Source organism: Streptomyces pseudoechinosporeus (genome assembly GCF_054783935.1).
Map to the genome: position 1 here is coordinate 19,436 of NZ_BAAGPS010000056.1, position 13,796 is coordinate 33,231.

Sequence of the window (13,796 nt, forward strand, 5' to 3'; positions counted from 1 at the left end):
ACCGACCCCGTCGCCGTCCTATGGTCTCCGATGCGGCCGAGCCTGAGGTGAACGCCCGCTGGTCCGTCCCGCGCGCAGCGGGCCGCGACATCACAAGCGGATGACGGTACCGGGGTGAGTCTTGCGGCGGTCCTCCGGGTGGTCGGTACCTTTCGGCGAGCGCGTGACGCTGCTCCCCGCCCTCGGTTCCTCACCCGCCCGGTACTGCCGCCTTTCTGCCTGCTTAGTGCCTGGAGCCCCGCATGACGGGCTGCTTGGCTGATCAAGGCGGGGATCCGGGCCGCAGAGTCGCTGCCCGGCTCTCGTCGCGGGGGTGTTCGCGACGAGACAGCCGCAGTTGCCCAGGCACCGACCGGTGTCTGCCGAGCCGACGGGCGCGAGCCCGGGCCGTGCGCGCTGCCTGCGACTCACAGTCTCCGCCGCTGCCACATGGTTGGAGAGGAGAGCCGGATGAGTCCGGTGCAGATGACTTCCCTGGTTCCCGACTCGCACCAGCGCTCGTACGTGCGCTACGCCGTGCATCGGGCACTGGTGCCGACGACGGTCGTTCCGCGCGACGAGGGCCCGTTCGACGAACGGATCGCCACCGACGGGCTCGGTGCCCTGCGGGTCTGCGCCGTCGACGCCGACGCACAGCGGGTCAGGCGGACGGCGGCCCACATCGCGCGTTCTCCGGAGCCGTTCGTCGCCGTGGGCGTCCAGATGGAGGGCAGGACGGTACTGGTGCAGGACGGCCACGAGGCCACGGCGAACGAGGGCGACCTGTTCGTCTACGACACCGCACGCCCGTACTTCCTGGACCACCCCGAGCGCTTCTCCCTCCGCGTGGTCCACATCCCGCGCCGCCTGCTGGCCCTGTCGGACGAGGATCTCGCCAGGGTGGCCGGCCACGTCATGAGCACGGACCGGGGGTGCGCCGCGGTCCTGAGGCCCTTTCTCGTCACGATGGTCGCCTCCGCCCACGCGTACTCCCCCTCCGCCGCGGGCGGGCTGGCCAACAGCCTCATCGATCTCTTCTCGACCCTGGTGGCCGAGCGCGGCGAGGAGACGGCGGCCGGTGCCGGACACTCCGGGAACCACCTCGTGCACCGCGTCCGCGAACACATCGACCGGCATCTCGGCGATCCGGCGCTGTCACCGGAGTCCGTGGCGAGGGCACACCACATCTCGGTGCGCTATCTCCACCGCCTCTTCGAGGACGAGGGCATCACGGTCAGCCGGCTGATCCAGCGGCGCCGGCTGGAGAGGTGCGCCCAGGAACTGGCCCGCCGCGGCCGCACCGCGCCCACGGTGTCGGCCATCGCCCAGCGTTGGGGCTTCGTCAACCCCACCCACTTCAGCCGGGTGTTCCGCGGCGCCTACGGCCTCTCCCCCCGCGAGTGGCGCAGCGTGCGGCTGGAGGCAGGGCGTGACGACGTACGTCAAGAAGCCGGCACCGCGTAGGGAGGAGTGCCGGGGCGGACGGCCGGTGCCCGTCAGTGCCCGTCGGCCGGGGCGGGTACCGGGATCTGCACCAGGACGGCGGTGCCACCGCCCGGCGGGGACTCGATGGCCAGCGTGCCGTCGAAGGCGGCCACACGGTCGGCCAGCCCGGTCATCCCGCTGCCGGCGGGAGTCTCGTCCACGCCTCCGACACCGTCGTCCGCGACCCTGATCCGCAGCATGTCCGCGAACTCCAGGCAGATGTCAATCCGGGACGCCTCTGCGTGCTTGACCGCGTTCGTCACCGCCTCGGCCACCACGAAGTACGCGTTCGCCTCGACGGCCGAGGAGATCCTCCGCTCCCCCTCGCTCTCGACGACGGCGGGTACGGGACAGCGGGACGCAAGGTCCTTCACAGCCGGCACCAGCCCCTTCACCGTCAGCACGAGCGGGTAGATCCCCGAGGCGAGTTCCCTCAGCTCGTTGATGGCGGTCTGCGCGTTGTCGATCGACTGGTCCAATAGGTCGATCGCGTCCGCTTCGGTCTCCGGAAGCAGTTCCCGTGCGAGCCTGAGCCCGATCATGAGGCTGACCAGCCGCTGCTGCGCCCCGTCGTGCAGGTCCCGGGCCGTGCGCTGGTGCACCGCCTGCACGCTCTCCATGATGCGTCTGCGGCTGTCCTGCAGGGAGGCCGCCATCGTGTTGAAGGAGGTGCCCAGCGCCCCGATCTCCGCCACCTTGCTGGGGGAGATCCGCACGCTCAGGTCACCTCCCGCGAACCGCTCCGCCGCGGCTGCCGCTCCGCGCACCGGCCGGACCACCGCCCGGTGCTGGAGCACGGTGAACACGGCCACGAGCGCGGTCGACGCCGTAAGTCCCACGGCCGCGGCGAGCACCGCCCGCCGTCCGTTGGCCCACGCCGCGTCCTCGCGTTCCGCGAGCTGTTTGCGTTCGTTCTTCGTGTACCGGTCGATCTGCGTCCGCAAGGTGTCGACGAGCTGTTTGCCTTCGGTCGCCACCGCCAGACCGGACGCGGCGGGGTCGTTCCGCCGGACCGCCTCGATCAAGGGAACCGAGTAGTCCTCGATGAAGGAGCCGATGCCCCGCGTGATCTGGTCGGCCGCGCGTCGCTGTCCTGACGTGGTGGCCGACTCGGTGAACCGCCGGGCCTCCGCCGGGAACTCCTTGCAGGCCGCCTCCCACGGCTGGAGGAACGTCTGCTGTCTGGTGATCACGAAGCCGCGCTGGCCTGTTTCTAAGTCGACGAGCAACTGCTCCATGGTGCCTGCTTCGACGAGCGCCGACCGGGAGGCGCGTCTCGCCGACGTGGCGCTGTTCGCGTCGGCGATCGCCCACAGCAGGACGGCGAACGCGACACCTATCAGCAAGGCGAGCAGGCCGCTCGCCGCGACCGTGAGGCTCGTCAGCCCCAGCCGCCGGCCTCTGTACTGCCGTCGTGCGCTCATGCTCCGCCTTGCGATGAAGAGGACCGTCAGGACCGACACATTCTGACGGTGCAGTGTATGAACACGAAGAGAAGGCGGCGGGGGGCGCCGTCGGTGCGGGGATTCCCGGCCCGGAGCGAGGTGCGGAACGTAGGGCTCCCCCTATGGTCCGTCGATCAGGCCGTTGGGCATGCTGGGACCATGTGCATCGACATCGTGGTCGTCGACGACGACCCCGGATTCCGCCGCATCGCCACGACGCTGCTGACAGCGCGGGGCCTGCGTGTGGTCGCGGAGTGCGGGGACGGCACGTCGGCGCTGGCCGCGGTGCGTGCGCACCGCCCCGACGGAATGCTGCTGGACCTGCACCTGCCCGGCCTGGACGGTCTGGCCGTGGCCCGTCTGCTGAGCGGGGAGGAACACCCGCCGCGGGTCGTGCTGACCTCCACCGACCAGTCGTTCTGGTCCGCGGAGGAGCTGGAGAGGGCGGGAATCGAGTCCTTCGTCGCCAAGGACCGGTTGTTCGACGCCGACCTGAAGGGCCTTTTCGCCCCCGCCGGTGCCTGACCGCGGACCGCGGACCGCGGACCGCGGGGCGGGCCTGGCCTGCCGCTATTGTCCGAGGTAGCGCAGTACGGCCATGACCCGCCGGTGCTGGCCGGAGGCCGACTGGCTGAGTCCCAGCTTCATGAAGATGCCGGTCACGTGCCGTTCCACGGCGGCGACGCTCACGAACAGCCGCTCGGCGATCCCCGTGTTGGAGTGGCCCTCGGCCATCAGCGCCAGGACCTCCCGTTCCTTCGGCGTCAGCGCGGCCAGGGGGTCGGTGGGACGCTTGCGGCCCAGTAGCGCCGAGATCACGTCCGGATCGAGGGCCGACCCGCGGGCCACGACCCGTTCGACGGCGTCGACGAGGACCTGCGGGCTCGCCACCTTCTCCTTGAGGAGGTAGCCCACCCCGCTCGGATCGTCTCCGACCAGATCGAGCGCGTAGGAAGCGTCCAGGAACTGGGAGAGGACGATGACCGCGGTCTCCGGCTGCGCGGCGCGGATCTCCTGGGCGGCGCGCAGCCCGTCCGCCTCGAAACCCGGCGGCATCCGGATGTCGGTGACCACCACCTCGGGCCGGTGCGTCTTGGCGGCCTGCACGAGGTCAACCGCGTTGTCGACGGCCGCGACCACGTCGATGCCGGCCCTGCGGAATATGGTCGCGATGCCTTCTCGCACGATCGGCTGATCCTCCCCGAGGACCGCCCGCAGTGGTTGGCGCATGTCGGCATCCTAGCCCGGCGGGTCTCGCGCATCTGGCGGAAATGCGCTGGTCGCACGGGCGCTGGCGCAGGTGAGCGGGCCGGCCGGGCTTCAGGCCGAGACCCCGGTGGGGTCGACCTCCTGGGCGTACAGGCGGGCCAGTTGGACGCGGGAGCGGACCCCCACCTTCTCGAAGGCGTGCCGCAGATGGGTGTCCACGGTGTGCGGCGAGAGGAACAACCGCTGGGCCGCCTCACGGTTGGTGGCACCCAGGGCGACCAGGCGCACCACGCCGAGTTCCGACCGGGTCAGCCCGCGCCATCCGGCGTCCGGGGCGGCGCCCGCCGGGGCGAGGTCCCGGACGCCGAGCTTGCGGAGACTGCCGCGCACCCGTTGTCCGTCGCGCTCGGCCCCGCACGCGGCGTACAGGTCGCGTGCCTCCTCGAAGCGGGGCAGGGCATCGGGGAGGCCGGCCGAGGCCGCGACCTCGCCGGCGTCCTCCAGGGCCCGGGCCCGCAGCAGGGGGCGGGCGTCCGCGTACTGATCCGACGCCTGCGTGAGCAGGTCCGCGTTCCCCTCCAGCAGGCCCCGCGCGTGGGCGGCGGCGGCAGCGAAGAGCGGGAGGCCGGGGTTGGCCTGGGCCCGTTCCTCGGAGAACTCCACCGCCGCGACGGCGGCCTCGCGCCGATCCGAGCCGAGCGCGACCCTGATCAGCAGCACCACGTCACCGGCGTCGACGCAGGTGGTGTGGAGGAAGCCGCGCCACAGGTGGGCGGTGGCCAGACGCTGCTGAGGGCGGGGCACGGCCTCACTCCGGCAGGCAGAGGTGAGAAGCACGATCCACGCCCCGGCCTCGCGCAGCCGCGGATCGTCGCCCGCGAGGTACTCGTCGGCCAGGGTCGCGCACGACTGAAGCTCCGTGTCGTCCCCGGTGTGGAAGGCGACGCGTGCCCGGGTGCACAGCAGGGCGGCCTCGCTCGCCGGGGACACTCCCGGCCGACGGGGTCCGGTCCCGACAGCCGTCAGCTCTCGTACCGCCTCCGGGAGCCGACCGCCGTCCAGCGCCAGCCGGGCCCGCGCCGTGCGCCACAGCGGCAGGAACGCGTGCCGGCCCCGCTGTTCCGCCTCGGCCAGCCCCTCGTCCACCAGGTCCGCGGCAGCCCGGCTGTCGCCGGTCACCCCGAGCACGGCGGCCCTCCAGGCCATCGACAGGATCACTTCCGGCACGACGGGTCCGTACGCCGTGTCCAGCTCGGTGGCCCTCGCCGGTAAGGACGCGCCGGCCTTGAGCGCCTCGGTCCAGCGCTGCCGGTGGCCAAGGCTCATCGACCGCAGCGTGCAGTACGTCAGTTCGCTCAAGGGGTGCGCTCGCCGAGGGCTCGGTGCGGTGCAGCCCGCTTCCTCGGCCGCACCCGCCAGCAGACGGTACAGCTGGGTCGTCGACACGAGCTGGTCCTTCACCGACCGCGGGACGTCGCGGCTGGACAGGGCCCGGCGCAGATGTGCCTCGGCCCGGGCCCCCGGGAACCGGCCGCCCGTGCGGGTCAGTTCCAGGCACATCCGGGCGTGCGTGACCGGGTCCGGCGGCGCCTGCACGACCTCGCGGGCCAGGGCGTGGGCCTCGTCGGCCTCGCCGGTCTCCCACAGCAGCGGGACCAGTCGCGCCGCCAGCCGCATCCGGCGGGGTTCCGCCCGCCCGGTCAGTTCCAGCGCACGGCGCAGATGTGCCGCGGCCGAGGCCGGCGACACCGCAGCCAGCTCTTGGGCGGCGGCTTCCAGGACGCGCAGCGCGGGCTCGTCCCCGGCTTCGGCGATCTCGCCCAGCTCGGCCGCGACGGCCGCCGGGGACGTCCCCTCCGCCAGCCGCAGGTCGATGGAGCGCCGGCGCACCGACACTCGCACGGGCCGGGGCAGGGTGGCGGCCACGGCGTCGCGCACCGAGGGGTGCGGGAACGCCAGACGTTCCCGCTCGACGTGGAGCAGCCCCGTCACCAGGACCTCTCGCAGGGGCCTGAGCAGGGCGGACTCACGGCGGCCGAGCATGCGGGACAGATGCCTGACCCCGAGGCTGTCGCCCGTCACGGAGGCGGTCAGCACCAGCTCCTCCGCCTGGCGGGTCAACTGGTCGAGCCGACGGGTGATGACGGGACCGGCCACCGGGTGCCCGCCGGTCCTGGTCGGGTCGGCCGGGCCGGTCTCCCGGGCGAGCAGCGCGCACAGATGCCGTACGGCGCCCGGCAGGCCGCCGAGCAGGTGCAGGTACGGTTCCGCCTCCCCGGCCCGCGGCCCGAGCAGGTCGCGGATCAGCAGCCGTACGGATTCCGGGTCCAGGGCGCCGAGTTCCAGGCGGGTCGCGTGCCCGGTGAGCAGGTCGCGGCGCAGCGACTCCACGCCCGGCACGTCGGGGTGGGACCGCGCGGCGAACACCCACAGCAGCGGCAGCCCGGTGAGCCGCGCGGTGAGCGTGTGCACCGCACGCAGGGTGGGGCCGTCGCAGCGGTGGGCGTCGTCGAGGACGACGGCGAGCGGCCGGTCGCGAGTGAGTTCCCGCAGGCCGTCCTCGGTCCGCCGCAGCGACGGGTACGCCGTGCCGGGCTCGCCGGCCGGGTTGCCGGGCGCGAGTGCGAGGGCGTCCAGCAGCCAGGCCAGGGGCGCCATGCCGCTCGCGGTGTCCCCGTCGGTGATCCCGCTGCCGGTCAGAACCCGAGCCCCGGCGAGGGACGTCTCCTGGACGGCGAAGGCCAGGAGGTCGGACTTGCCGGCGTCCGGTGGGCCCTCGACCCAGAGCATTCCGCCCTCGTGACGGTGGACGAGGCGGCGCACCGCCTGGAGTACCTGCCTTCGTTCCGCCCCGTGACCTCGCAGAACCGGCGAGGGGACGGGGCGGACGGCGCCGGTCGTCGTCGGCGGGGTGTCAGTGGCCCGGGTCAAGGCAGCCTCCAGTGTCCGTGTTCCGCGCGGTGGGACGAGGGCCGCCCCGCGCGGTGCCGGCCGCGGGGAGAGCCGTGCCGGGAGCGGCCAGCCAGGTGCGCGCCTCGTCACGGGGCCGGCGCACGAGGTGTCTTCAGCCCCAGCGCATGAGGTGTTCTCAGGTCCTGACACATCATGTGGTCCCCGCGGCCCCGGTGGCTGTCGAGGACGCCTGAGACGTGGTGGGGGGGCACACCTCAGGGGCGATGTAGGGACAACCCTATGGCGCGGGAGCGCGCGAGGGACCGGGGACACGGATCGGTGGGCCACGGTAGGCGACGTACACGGGAGCCTGCGGCCTGGGGCTCCGAGAGAATCAGGTGATGTGTTTCAGCAGCGAGGCGAGTGCGGGAGGGGGCGCCTCGCCGGGGGCCGTACCACCATGACCTACCAGCTCGGTGCGTGCCGAGTTGGAAGGGGTGCCGGCGCAGATGGGGGAACCGGGCCGCGATCGACCGGGGCATGATTCAGAAGCCGAGCTCGTGGCGCACCGGTTCGGCCGCCGCGACGATGTCGTTCACCTCGAACGTCGTGGTGCGTTCGACGTCGACGGCGCAGAAGGTCCGGTCGACCGTATAGCGGATGGCCCAGCCCGGTGAGAAGTCCACCACCGTCAACGCGGCGAGGTCGACTTCGCCGTCCGGCGTCGTGCGGGGAGAACCCGGTCGGACGACGCCACGAGCACCATGTCCTCGCGGGACAAGCATGTGGTCAGTCCGCGTTGCTGCTGCCGGTCGAGTGCCACGACGGCGCGGTCCATCGTGCCGTCGCGCACTGACGCGTTGAGTGCCTCGTCAGGCAGCGGCAGGAGTACGGCGGGTTTCTCAAGTCTCCTGTGCGTGCCGGTGTTTCCGGCGAGGCGGCCCTCACCTGACGCGGAGATCCGCCGGTCCGGGACGGTGCCGGCAACGGTCGTTGCACACCTGCGCACCGGCTCTTGCCTCACGGTGCACGGCCGGACGCGCAGTGCGCTGCCGGGCAAGTTTCAGTGCGCTGGCCGGAAACCCGACCGGGGCGGCGCGGCCTAGCGTGATCGGCGAAGCAGCCGCGGCACGGTCCCTCGTGCACCTCGCCGGAATCCCGGCACGACTCGGACGCGGCCCGACGGAAATCCCACGCTGTACACCCCGCAGGAGGTTGTCGAAAGGTGTCCACGATGCCGGTCGGCGGGCTGATTCCCCGCGCCACCGACGACGCGGCGGACCTCGTCGTCCGCAACGCCAAGATCCATACCGGTGATCCCCGCCTGCCGCAGGCCGAGGCGATCGCCATCCGCGACGGCGTCATCACCGCCGTCGGCGACGACAAGGACGTGGCCGGCCAGGTCGGGCCCGCCACGCGCGTGGTCGACGCGCTGGGCCGGCGGATGATCCCCGGGCTCAACGACGCCCACCTGCACGTGATCCGCGGCGGTCTGAACTATGTGCTGGAACTGCGCTGGGACGGGGTGCGCTCCCTGCGTCAGGGCCTGGCCATGCTGCGCGAGCAGGCGGCCCGCACGCCAAGGGGCCAGTGGGTGCGCGTGGTCGGCGGCTGGTCGGCCGAGCAGTTCGCCGAACGGCGGCTGCCCACCGTCGCAGAGCTGAACGCCGCCGCGCCCGACACCCCGGTCTTCGTCCTCCACCTGTACCAGGCCGCGATCCTCAACCGCGCCGCACTCAAGGCGGTGGGCTACGACAAGCACACCCCCGACCCGCGCGGCGGGCAGATCATGCGAGGCCGCGACGGCGAGCCCACGGGCATGCTGCTGGCCGCCCCCAGCGCCCTGATTCTCTACTCGACGCTGGCCAAGGCGCCGGTGCTGGACGAGGAGCACCGCAAGACGTCCACCCGCCACTTCCTGCGAGAGCTGAACCGGTTCGGGCTCACCTCGGCGATCGACGCGGCGGGCGGTTTCCAGAACTTCCCCGACAACTACGAGACGGTCACGGAGCTGGCCAGGGAGGGCGAGCTGTCCCTGCGCATCGCCTACCACCTCTTCCCGCAGACCGCGGGTCAGGAGATCGACGACCTCACCCGCTGGATCGGCATGGTCCGGCCCGAGGACGGCGACGAATGGCTGCGCCTCAACGGCGCCGGGGAGAACCTCACCTGGGCGGCGGCGGACTTCGAGAACTTCGCCGAGCCGCGCCCGGAGCACGCCCCCGACTACGAGGTGGAGTTCGAGAAGGCCGTGCGTCTCCTCATGGAGAACGGCTGGGGCTTCCGCCTGCACGCCACCTACGACGAGACCATCCGCCGTGACCTGGCCGTCTTCGAGAAGCTCGCCGCGGAGGGCCTCTTCCCGGGCGGGAACCGCTGGCTGTTCGACCACGCGGAGACCGTGTCGGCCGACAGCCTCGACCGCATCGCCGCCCTCGGCGGCGCCATGTCGGTGCAGAACCGGCTGTCCTTCCAGGGCGAGGCGTTCGTGCGCCGCTACGGTATCGGAGCCGCCGCGGACGCCCCGCCGATCCGCGCGATGCTGGGCCGGGGCCTGACCGTCGGCGCCGGCACCGACGCCACCCGCGTCTCCTCGTACAACCCGTGGATCGCGCTGCACTGGCTGGTCACCGGCCGCACGGTCGGCGACCTCACCCTCCACCCGCCGCACAACCGCGTCGACCGGGAGACGGCGCTCGAGATGTTCACCACGGCCGGTGCTGCGCTCACCGGTGAGCAGGACCGCAAGGGCGTGCTGCGTCCGGGATTCCTCGGTGACCTCACGGTTCTGTCGCAGGACTACTTCGCCGTTCCCGATCCGGAGATCCTGCACATCGAGGCGCTGCTGACGGTCGTCGGCGGCCGCATCGTCTACGCCGCCGGCGAGTACGAGGGCGTCGACGAACTGCTGCCCGCGGTGACCCCCGAGTGGAGCCCGGTAGCGCACTACGGCGGCTATCAGGCCACGCCCGGTCCGGGCCGCCGGGGCGCCCGGCAGGCGGAGCTGCTGGGTGAGGCCGTCGCCGAGTCGGAACTGCACCGCCAGTGGCGGGCCCATCGCGGCCTCGCCGCCGAGACCGACAGCCCGGTCCTCGACCCCTGCTTCTTCTGAGCCAGGGCCTCCAGACCCCTTCCCCCCGGTCGCGGACGACCGTCCGTGACCGTCACCACCCTTCACCGAAAGGCATACCCATGATCGACATCGCCGAGGTCACCGCTGCTGCCAGCCCCGACCTGCTCACCCCCGACAACTGCGCGGTGCTGTTCGTGGACCACCAGCCCCAGATGTTCTTCGGCACGGGCAGCGGCGACCGCACCGCCATCATCAACGCAACCGTCGGCCTGGCGAAGGCCGCCAAGGTCTTCGACGTCCCCGTCGTGTTGAGCACCGTGGCCGCCGAATCCTTCTCCGGCCCGCTCATGCCGCAGCTCGCGGAGGTCTTCCCCGACCAGAAGATCATCGACCGCACCACGATGAACGCCTGGGAGGACGTCGCCTTCGTCGAGGCGGTCAAGGCGACCGGCCGCAAGAAGCTCGTCGTCGCCGGTCTGTGGACCGAGGTCTGCGTCGTCCTGCCCGCGCTGTCGGCGCTCGCCCAGGGCTATGAGGTCTACGTCGTCACCGACGCGTCCGGCGGCGTCAGCCCGCAGGCCCACGAGCACGCCGTCCAGCGGATGGTCCAGGCCGGTGTGGTACCGGTGACCTGGGTGCAGGTGCTCCTCGAACTCCAGCGGGACTGGGCGCGGACGGACACCTACCTCCCGGTCATGGACGTCGTGAAGGAGAACGGCGGCACCTACGGTCTCGGGGTCGTCTACGCGCAGGCCGTCATCGGCGAGCACGCCGCCGGCTGACCCGCTCTTCAGGTTGACGACGGACCTCAGGAACAGGCAGCGAACGCGATGGACAGCGGACTGTTGGTTCTCCGGCTGGTGGTGGGACTCCTCATCGCCGGGCACGGAGCGCAGAAAGTCAGTTTCCGGCTCGGGGGCAACGGGCTGGCCGGGGGGACCGAGGAGTTCCGCCGTGACGGCTTCCGCGGCGGGAGGCTCACCGCCCTCGCCGCGGGCGGCAGCCAGATCGGTGCCGGCCTGTTCCTGGCGGCCGGCCTCCTCACACCCCTGGCGGCGATGGCCGCCATGGGGGTGATGACGGTGGCCGGAACCGTCAAGTGGCACAAGGGGCTGTGGGTGCAGAACGACGGCTACGAATACCCGCTGGTCCTCGTCACCGTCGCCGCCGCCCTTTCCCTCACCGGCCCGGGCCGGTGGTCGCTCGACGACCTCCTCGGTCTGGCCTCCTGGCCGCTGTGGGTGTGTCTCGCGGCAATCGTCATCGGTCCGGGCAGCGGACTGATCACCCGTTCGCTGCTGCGGCACGCGCCCGCCACCGATGACACGACACAGAGGAGGGCACGGCATGGGCAAGCTGCTGAGTGACGCCGCCCGCACACTCGTCCCGCCGAAGGACGACCAGCACGGACCCCTGCCGCCGCTGATGCTGGTGTTGACGGTGGTGACCGGTCTCATCGACGCCGTGAGCTACCTTGCGCTCGGCCGGGTCTTCGTCGCCAACATGACCGGCAATGTGGTGTTCCTGGGCTTCGCCCTGGCAGGCGCGCCAGGTCTGTCCGTACCCGCGTCCCTCGTCTCGATGGGGTCGTTCCTCCTCGGAGCGCTGGCGGGAGGGCGGTTCGGCACCCGGTTCGCGGCACACCGCGGCCGGCTGCTGACCGCGGCGACGACCGTCCAGGCCGTACTCGTCGCCGGGGCCGTGATCGCAGCCGCGGTCGCGCACGGCGACGTGACCGGCCCGGTCCGGTACACCCTCATCGTGCTCCTCGGCATCGCCATGGGCCTGCAGAACGCCGTCGCGCGCCGCCTGGGAGTGCCGGACCTGACCACGACCGTCCTGACGCTCACCCTGACAGGACTGGCTGCGGACTCCTCACCGGCCGGCGGGACGACCCCCCGCCCCGGGCGGCGCGTCCTCTCCGTCCTCGCCATGTTCCTCGGGGCGCTCGCGGGTGCCCTGCTCCTGCGGCACGCCGAACTCCTCTTCGTCCTGGGCCTGGCACTGTCGTTCCTCGTCGCTACGTCGGTGACCGCCCATCGCCTGTCGGCCGCCGGCCCCGCCTGGACCAGGCCCTCGGCATGAAGCTCGCGGACAACTCGGCCTGGGCGCCCCTCGCAGCGCGTGTTTTCCGGGCGCTGTGGATCGCGCAACTGGTGTCCAACACCGGCACCTGGATGCAGACGGTCGGCGCCCAGTGGCTCCTCGTCGGGCACAGCGCCGCCCTGGTGACGCTCGTGCAGACGGCCTCCAGCCTCCCGGTCGTCCTGCTAGCCCTCCCCTCCGGTGTACTGGCCGACCGCTACGACCGCCGCAAGGTGCTGCTGGCCGCCCAGTTCACCATGCTCGCCGTCTCCACTGTGCTGACGGTGCTCGCGTTCCGGGGCACGCTCGCCCCGGGCCTCCTGCTCGGCCTCACCTTTCTGCTGGGCTGCGGCACCGCGCTGATGGGCCCGGCCTGGCAAGCGATCCAGCCGGAACTGGTCGGGCGCGAGCAACTGGGGCAGGCGGCGGCGCTGGGGGCCGTGAACATGAACCTGGCCCGCGCCGTGGGCCCGGCCCTCGGCGGCGCGGTGGTCGCCGCGGCGGGCGCGGGGTGGGTCTTCGCCTTCAACGCCCTGTCGTACCTGGGCATCGCGGCGGTCCTGCTGCTGTGGCGACGGCCGGTGACGCCCCAGCCCATCACCCAGGGCGAAGGACTCCTGGCAGCCGTGCAGGCCGGCCGCCGTTACGTCTGGCACGCTCCCGGCGTCCGCCGGGTCCTGCTGCGCACGGCCCTGTTCATCCCGGGCGGAGCCGCCTTGTGGTCGCTGCTCCCCCTCGTCGCGAGCCGGTCCCTGGGACTCGGCTCGGGCGGGTACGGGCTGTTGCTCGGCGTCGTCGGCGTCGGCGCGGTGGGCGGTGCCTTCGCCCTGCCCGTGATCCGCCGCAGGCTGGGGGCCAACGGCACGCTCGCGGCAGGGGCAGCGGTCTTCGCCGCGACGCTGGCGGTGCTGGCCACGGTCCGGCTTCCCTGGCTCGCGGCGGCCGCGCTGCTGCCCGCGGGTCTGGCCTGGATCGGCGTGCTGTCCACCCTCAACGCCGCTGTCCAGCAGCGGTTGCCCGGCTGGGTCAGGGGCCGGGGACTCGCCATCTACCTCGTGGTGTTCCAGGGCGGTCAGGCGCTGACCGCACCGGTGTGGGGTGCGCTGGCCGACGGGCTGGGCCTGACCGCCTCGCTGCTGATCGGCGCCGGGCTGTTGGTGGGCGGCGCCCTGAGTGTGCGCCGCTGGCCGCTGCACAGCGCTGAGGGGACCGACCCGAGCCCCTCCGACCACTGGCCCGTACCGCCACTGGTGTTCGAACCCGGGCCGGCCGACGGTCCTGTGCTCGTCTCCGTCACCTACCGGGTCGCCCCGCGGGACCGGGCCGCCTTCACCGACCGCATGCGGCACGTGGCCCGTTCCCGACTGCGCACCGGAGCCCTGACCTGGGGGCTGTTCCAGGACGGCGGTGATCCCGGCCGGTTCATCGAGAACTACCTCGTCGCCTCCTGGTCGGAGCACCTGGCCCAGCACCACAGCCGGCTCACGGCCAACGACCGCCGCTTCGAGGAACAGGCCCGCGCACTGCTCGTGGCGGGCACCGCACCGGAGGTGACGCATGCTTTCGACGCGGCAACCGGCCCCGTGGTCGCCGCCGGGGAGCGGGACGCTGACTGAGCCCCCGCCTTT

12 protein-coding genes are annotated in these 13,796 nt (G+C 72.4%); 7 read left to right on the top strand and 5 right to left on the bottom strand.

Going from position 1 to position 13,796, the window contains the following annotated elements:
* Window positions 1–450 precede the first annotated feature (450 nt).
* Entirely contained in the window at window positions 451–1,443 is a 993-nt protein-coding gene (locus ACYVO6_RS36940) for an AraC-like ligand-binding domain-containing protein (protein WP_461069090.1), read from the top strand.
* Window positions 1,444–1,475: 32 nt separating this feature from the next.
* Here the strand turns inward: ACYVO6_RS36940 and ACYVO6_RS36945 are convergent, their stop codons facing one another.
* Window positions 1,476–2,888 (bottom strand): sensor histidine kinase, encoded by a 1,413-nt coding sequence (locus ACYVO6_RS36945; protein WP_461069092.1) that lies wholly within the window; start codon window positions 2,886–2,888, stop codon window positions 1,476–1,478.
* A gap of 180 nt (window positions 2,889–3,068) precedes the next feature.
* Between ACYVO6_RS36945 and ACYVO6_RS36950 the strand changes: the two genes are divergently transcribed.
* Window positions 3,069–3,434 carry a response regulator gene (locus tag ACYVO6_RS36950; protein ID WP_461069094.1) on the top strand — a complete coding sequence of 122 codons (366 nt, stop codon included), beginning with the start codon at window positions 3,069–3,071 and terminating at the stop codon, window positions 3,432–3,434.
* Between the two features lie 45 nt (window positions 3,435–3,479).
* On the opposite strand, the gene ACYVO6_RS36955 is transcribed toward ACYVO6_RS36950, so the two are convergent.
* From ACYVO6_RS36955 to ACYVO6_RS36970, 4 genes are all read right to left on the bottom strand, one after another.
* Entirely contained in the window at window positions 3,480–4,139 is a 660-nt protein-coding gene (locus ACYVO6_RS36955; RefSeq protein WP_461069096.1) for a response regulator transcription factor, read from the bottom strand.
* A 90-nt stretch (window positions 4,140–4,229) separates the two neighbouring features.
* Window positions 4,230–7,049, bottom strand: a complete 2,820-nt coding sequence (locus ACYVO6_RS36960) for a helix-turn-helix transcriptional regulator (protein WP_461069098.1) — start codon at window positions 7,047–7,049, stop codon at window positions 4,230–4,232.
* 506 nt (window positions 7,050–7,555) lie between these two features.
* Window positions 7,556–7,696: a hypothetical protein gene (locus tag ACYVO6_RS36965; protein WP_461069100.1), complete on the bottom strand. Its 141-nt coding sequence runs from the start codon at window positions 7,694–7,696 to the stop codon at window positions 7,556–7,558.
* 5 nt (window positions 7,697–7,701) lie between these two features.
* Window positions 7,702–8,019 (bottom strand): hypothetical protein, encoded by a 318-nt coding sequence (locus tag ACYVO6_RS36970; protein WP_461069102.1) that lies wholly within the window; start codon window positions 8,017–8,019, stop codon window positions 7,702–7,704.
* 225 nt (window positions 8,020–8,244) lie between these two features.
* Here ACYVO6_RS36970 and ACYVO6_RS36975 point away from each other — a divergent pair, with 225 nt between their 5' ends.
* From ACYVO6_RS36975 to ACYVO6_RS36995, 5 genes are all read left to right on the top strand, one after another.
* Window positions 8,245–10,122 carry an amidohydrolase gene (locus tag ACYVO6_RS36975; protein WP_461069175.1) on the top strand — a complete coding sequence of 626 codons (1,878 nt, stop codon included), beginning with the start codon at window positions 8,245–8,247 and terminating at the stop codon, window positions 10,120–10,122.
* Between the two features lie 80 nt (window positions 10,123–10,202).
* Window positions 10,203–10,865: a hydrolase gene (locus ACYVO6_RS36980; RefSeq protein ID WP_461069104.1), complete on the top strand. Its 663-nt coding sequence runs from the start codon at window positions 10,203–10,205 to the stop codon at window positions 10,863–10,865.
* Window positions 10,866–10,913: 48 nt separating this feature from the next.
* Window positions 10,914–11,450, top strand: a complete 537-nt coding sequence (locus ACYVO6_RS36985) for a DoxX family protein (protein ID WP_461069106.1) — start codon at window positions 10,914–10,916, stop codon at window positions 11,448–11,450.
* Complete coding sequence (locus ACYVO6_RS36990; protein WP_461069108.1) at window positions 11,431–12,168, top strand: YoaK family protein; 738 nt, start codon at window positions 11,431–11,433, stop codon at window positions 12,166–12,168. The genes ACYVO6_RS36985 and ACYVO6_RS36990 overlap by 20 nt, the downstream gene beginning before the upstream one ends.
* Window positions 12,165–13,784 carry an MFS transporter gene (locus tag ACYVO6_RS36995; RefSeq protein WP_461069110.1) on the top strand — a complete coding sequence of 540 codons (1,620 nt, stop codon included), beginning with the start codon at window positions 12,165–12,167 and terminating at the stop codon, window positions 13,782–13,784. Before ACYVO6_RS36990 ends, ACYVO6_RS36995 begins: the two co-directional genes overlap by 4 nt.
* The last annotated feature ends 12 nt before the right edge of the window (window positions 13,785–13,796 follow it).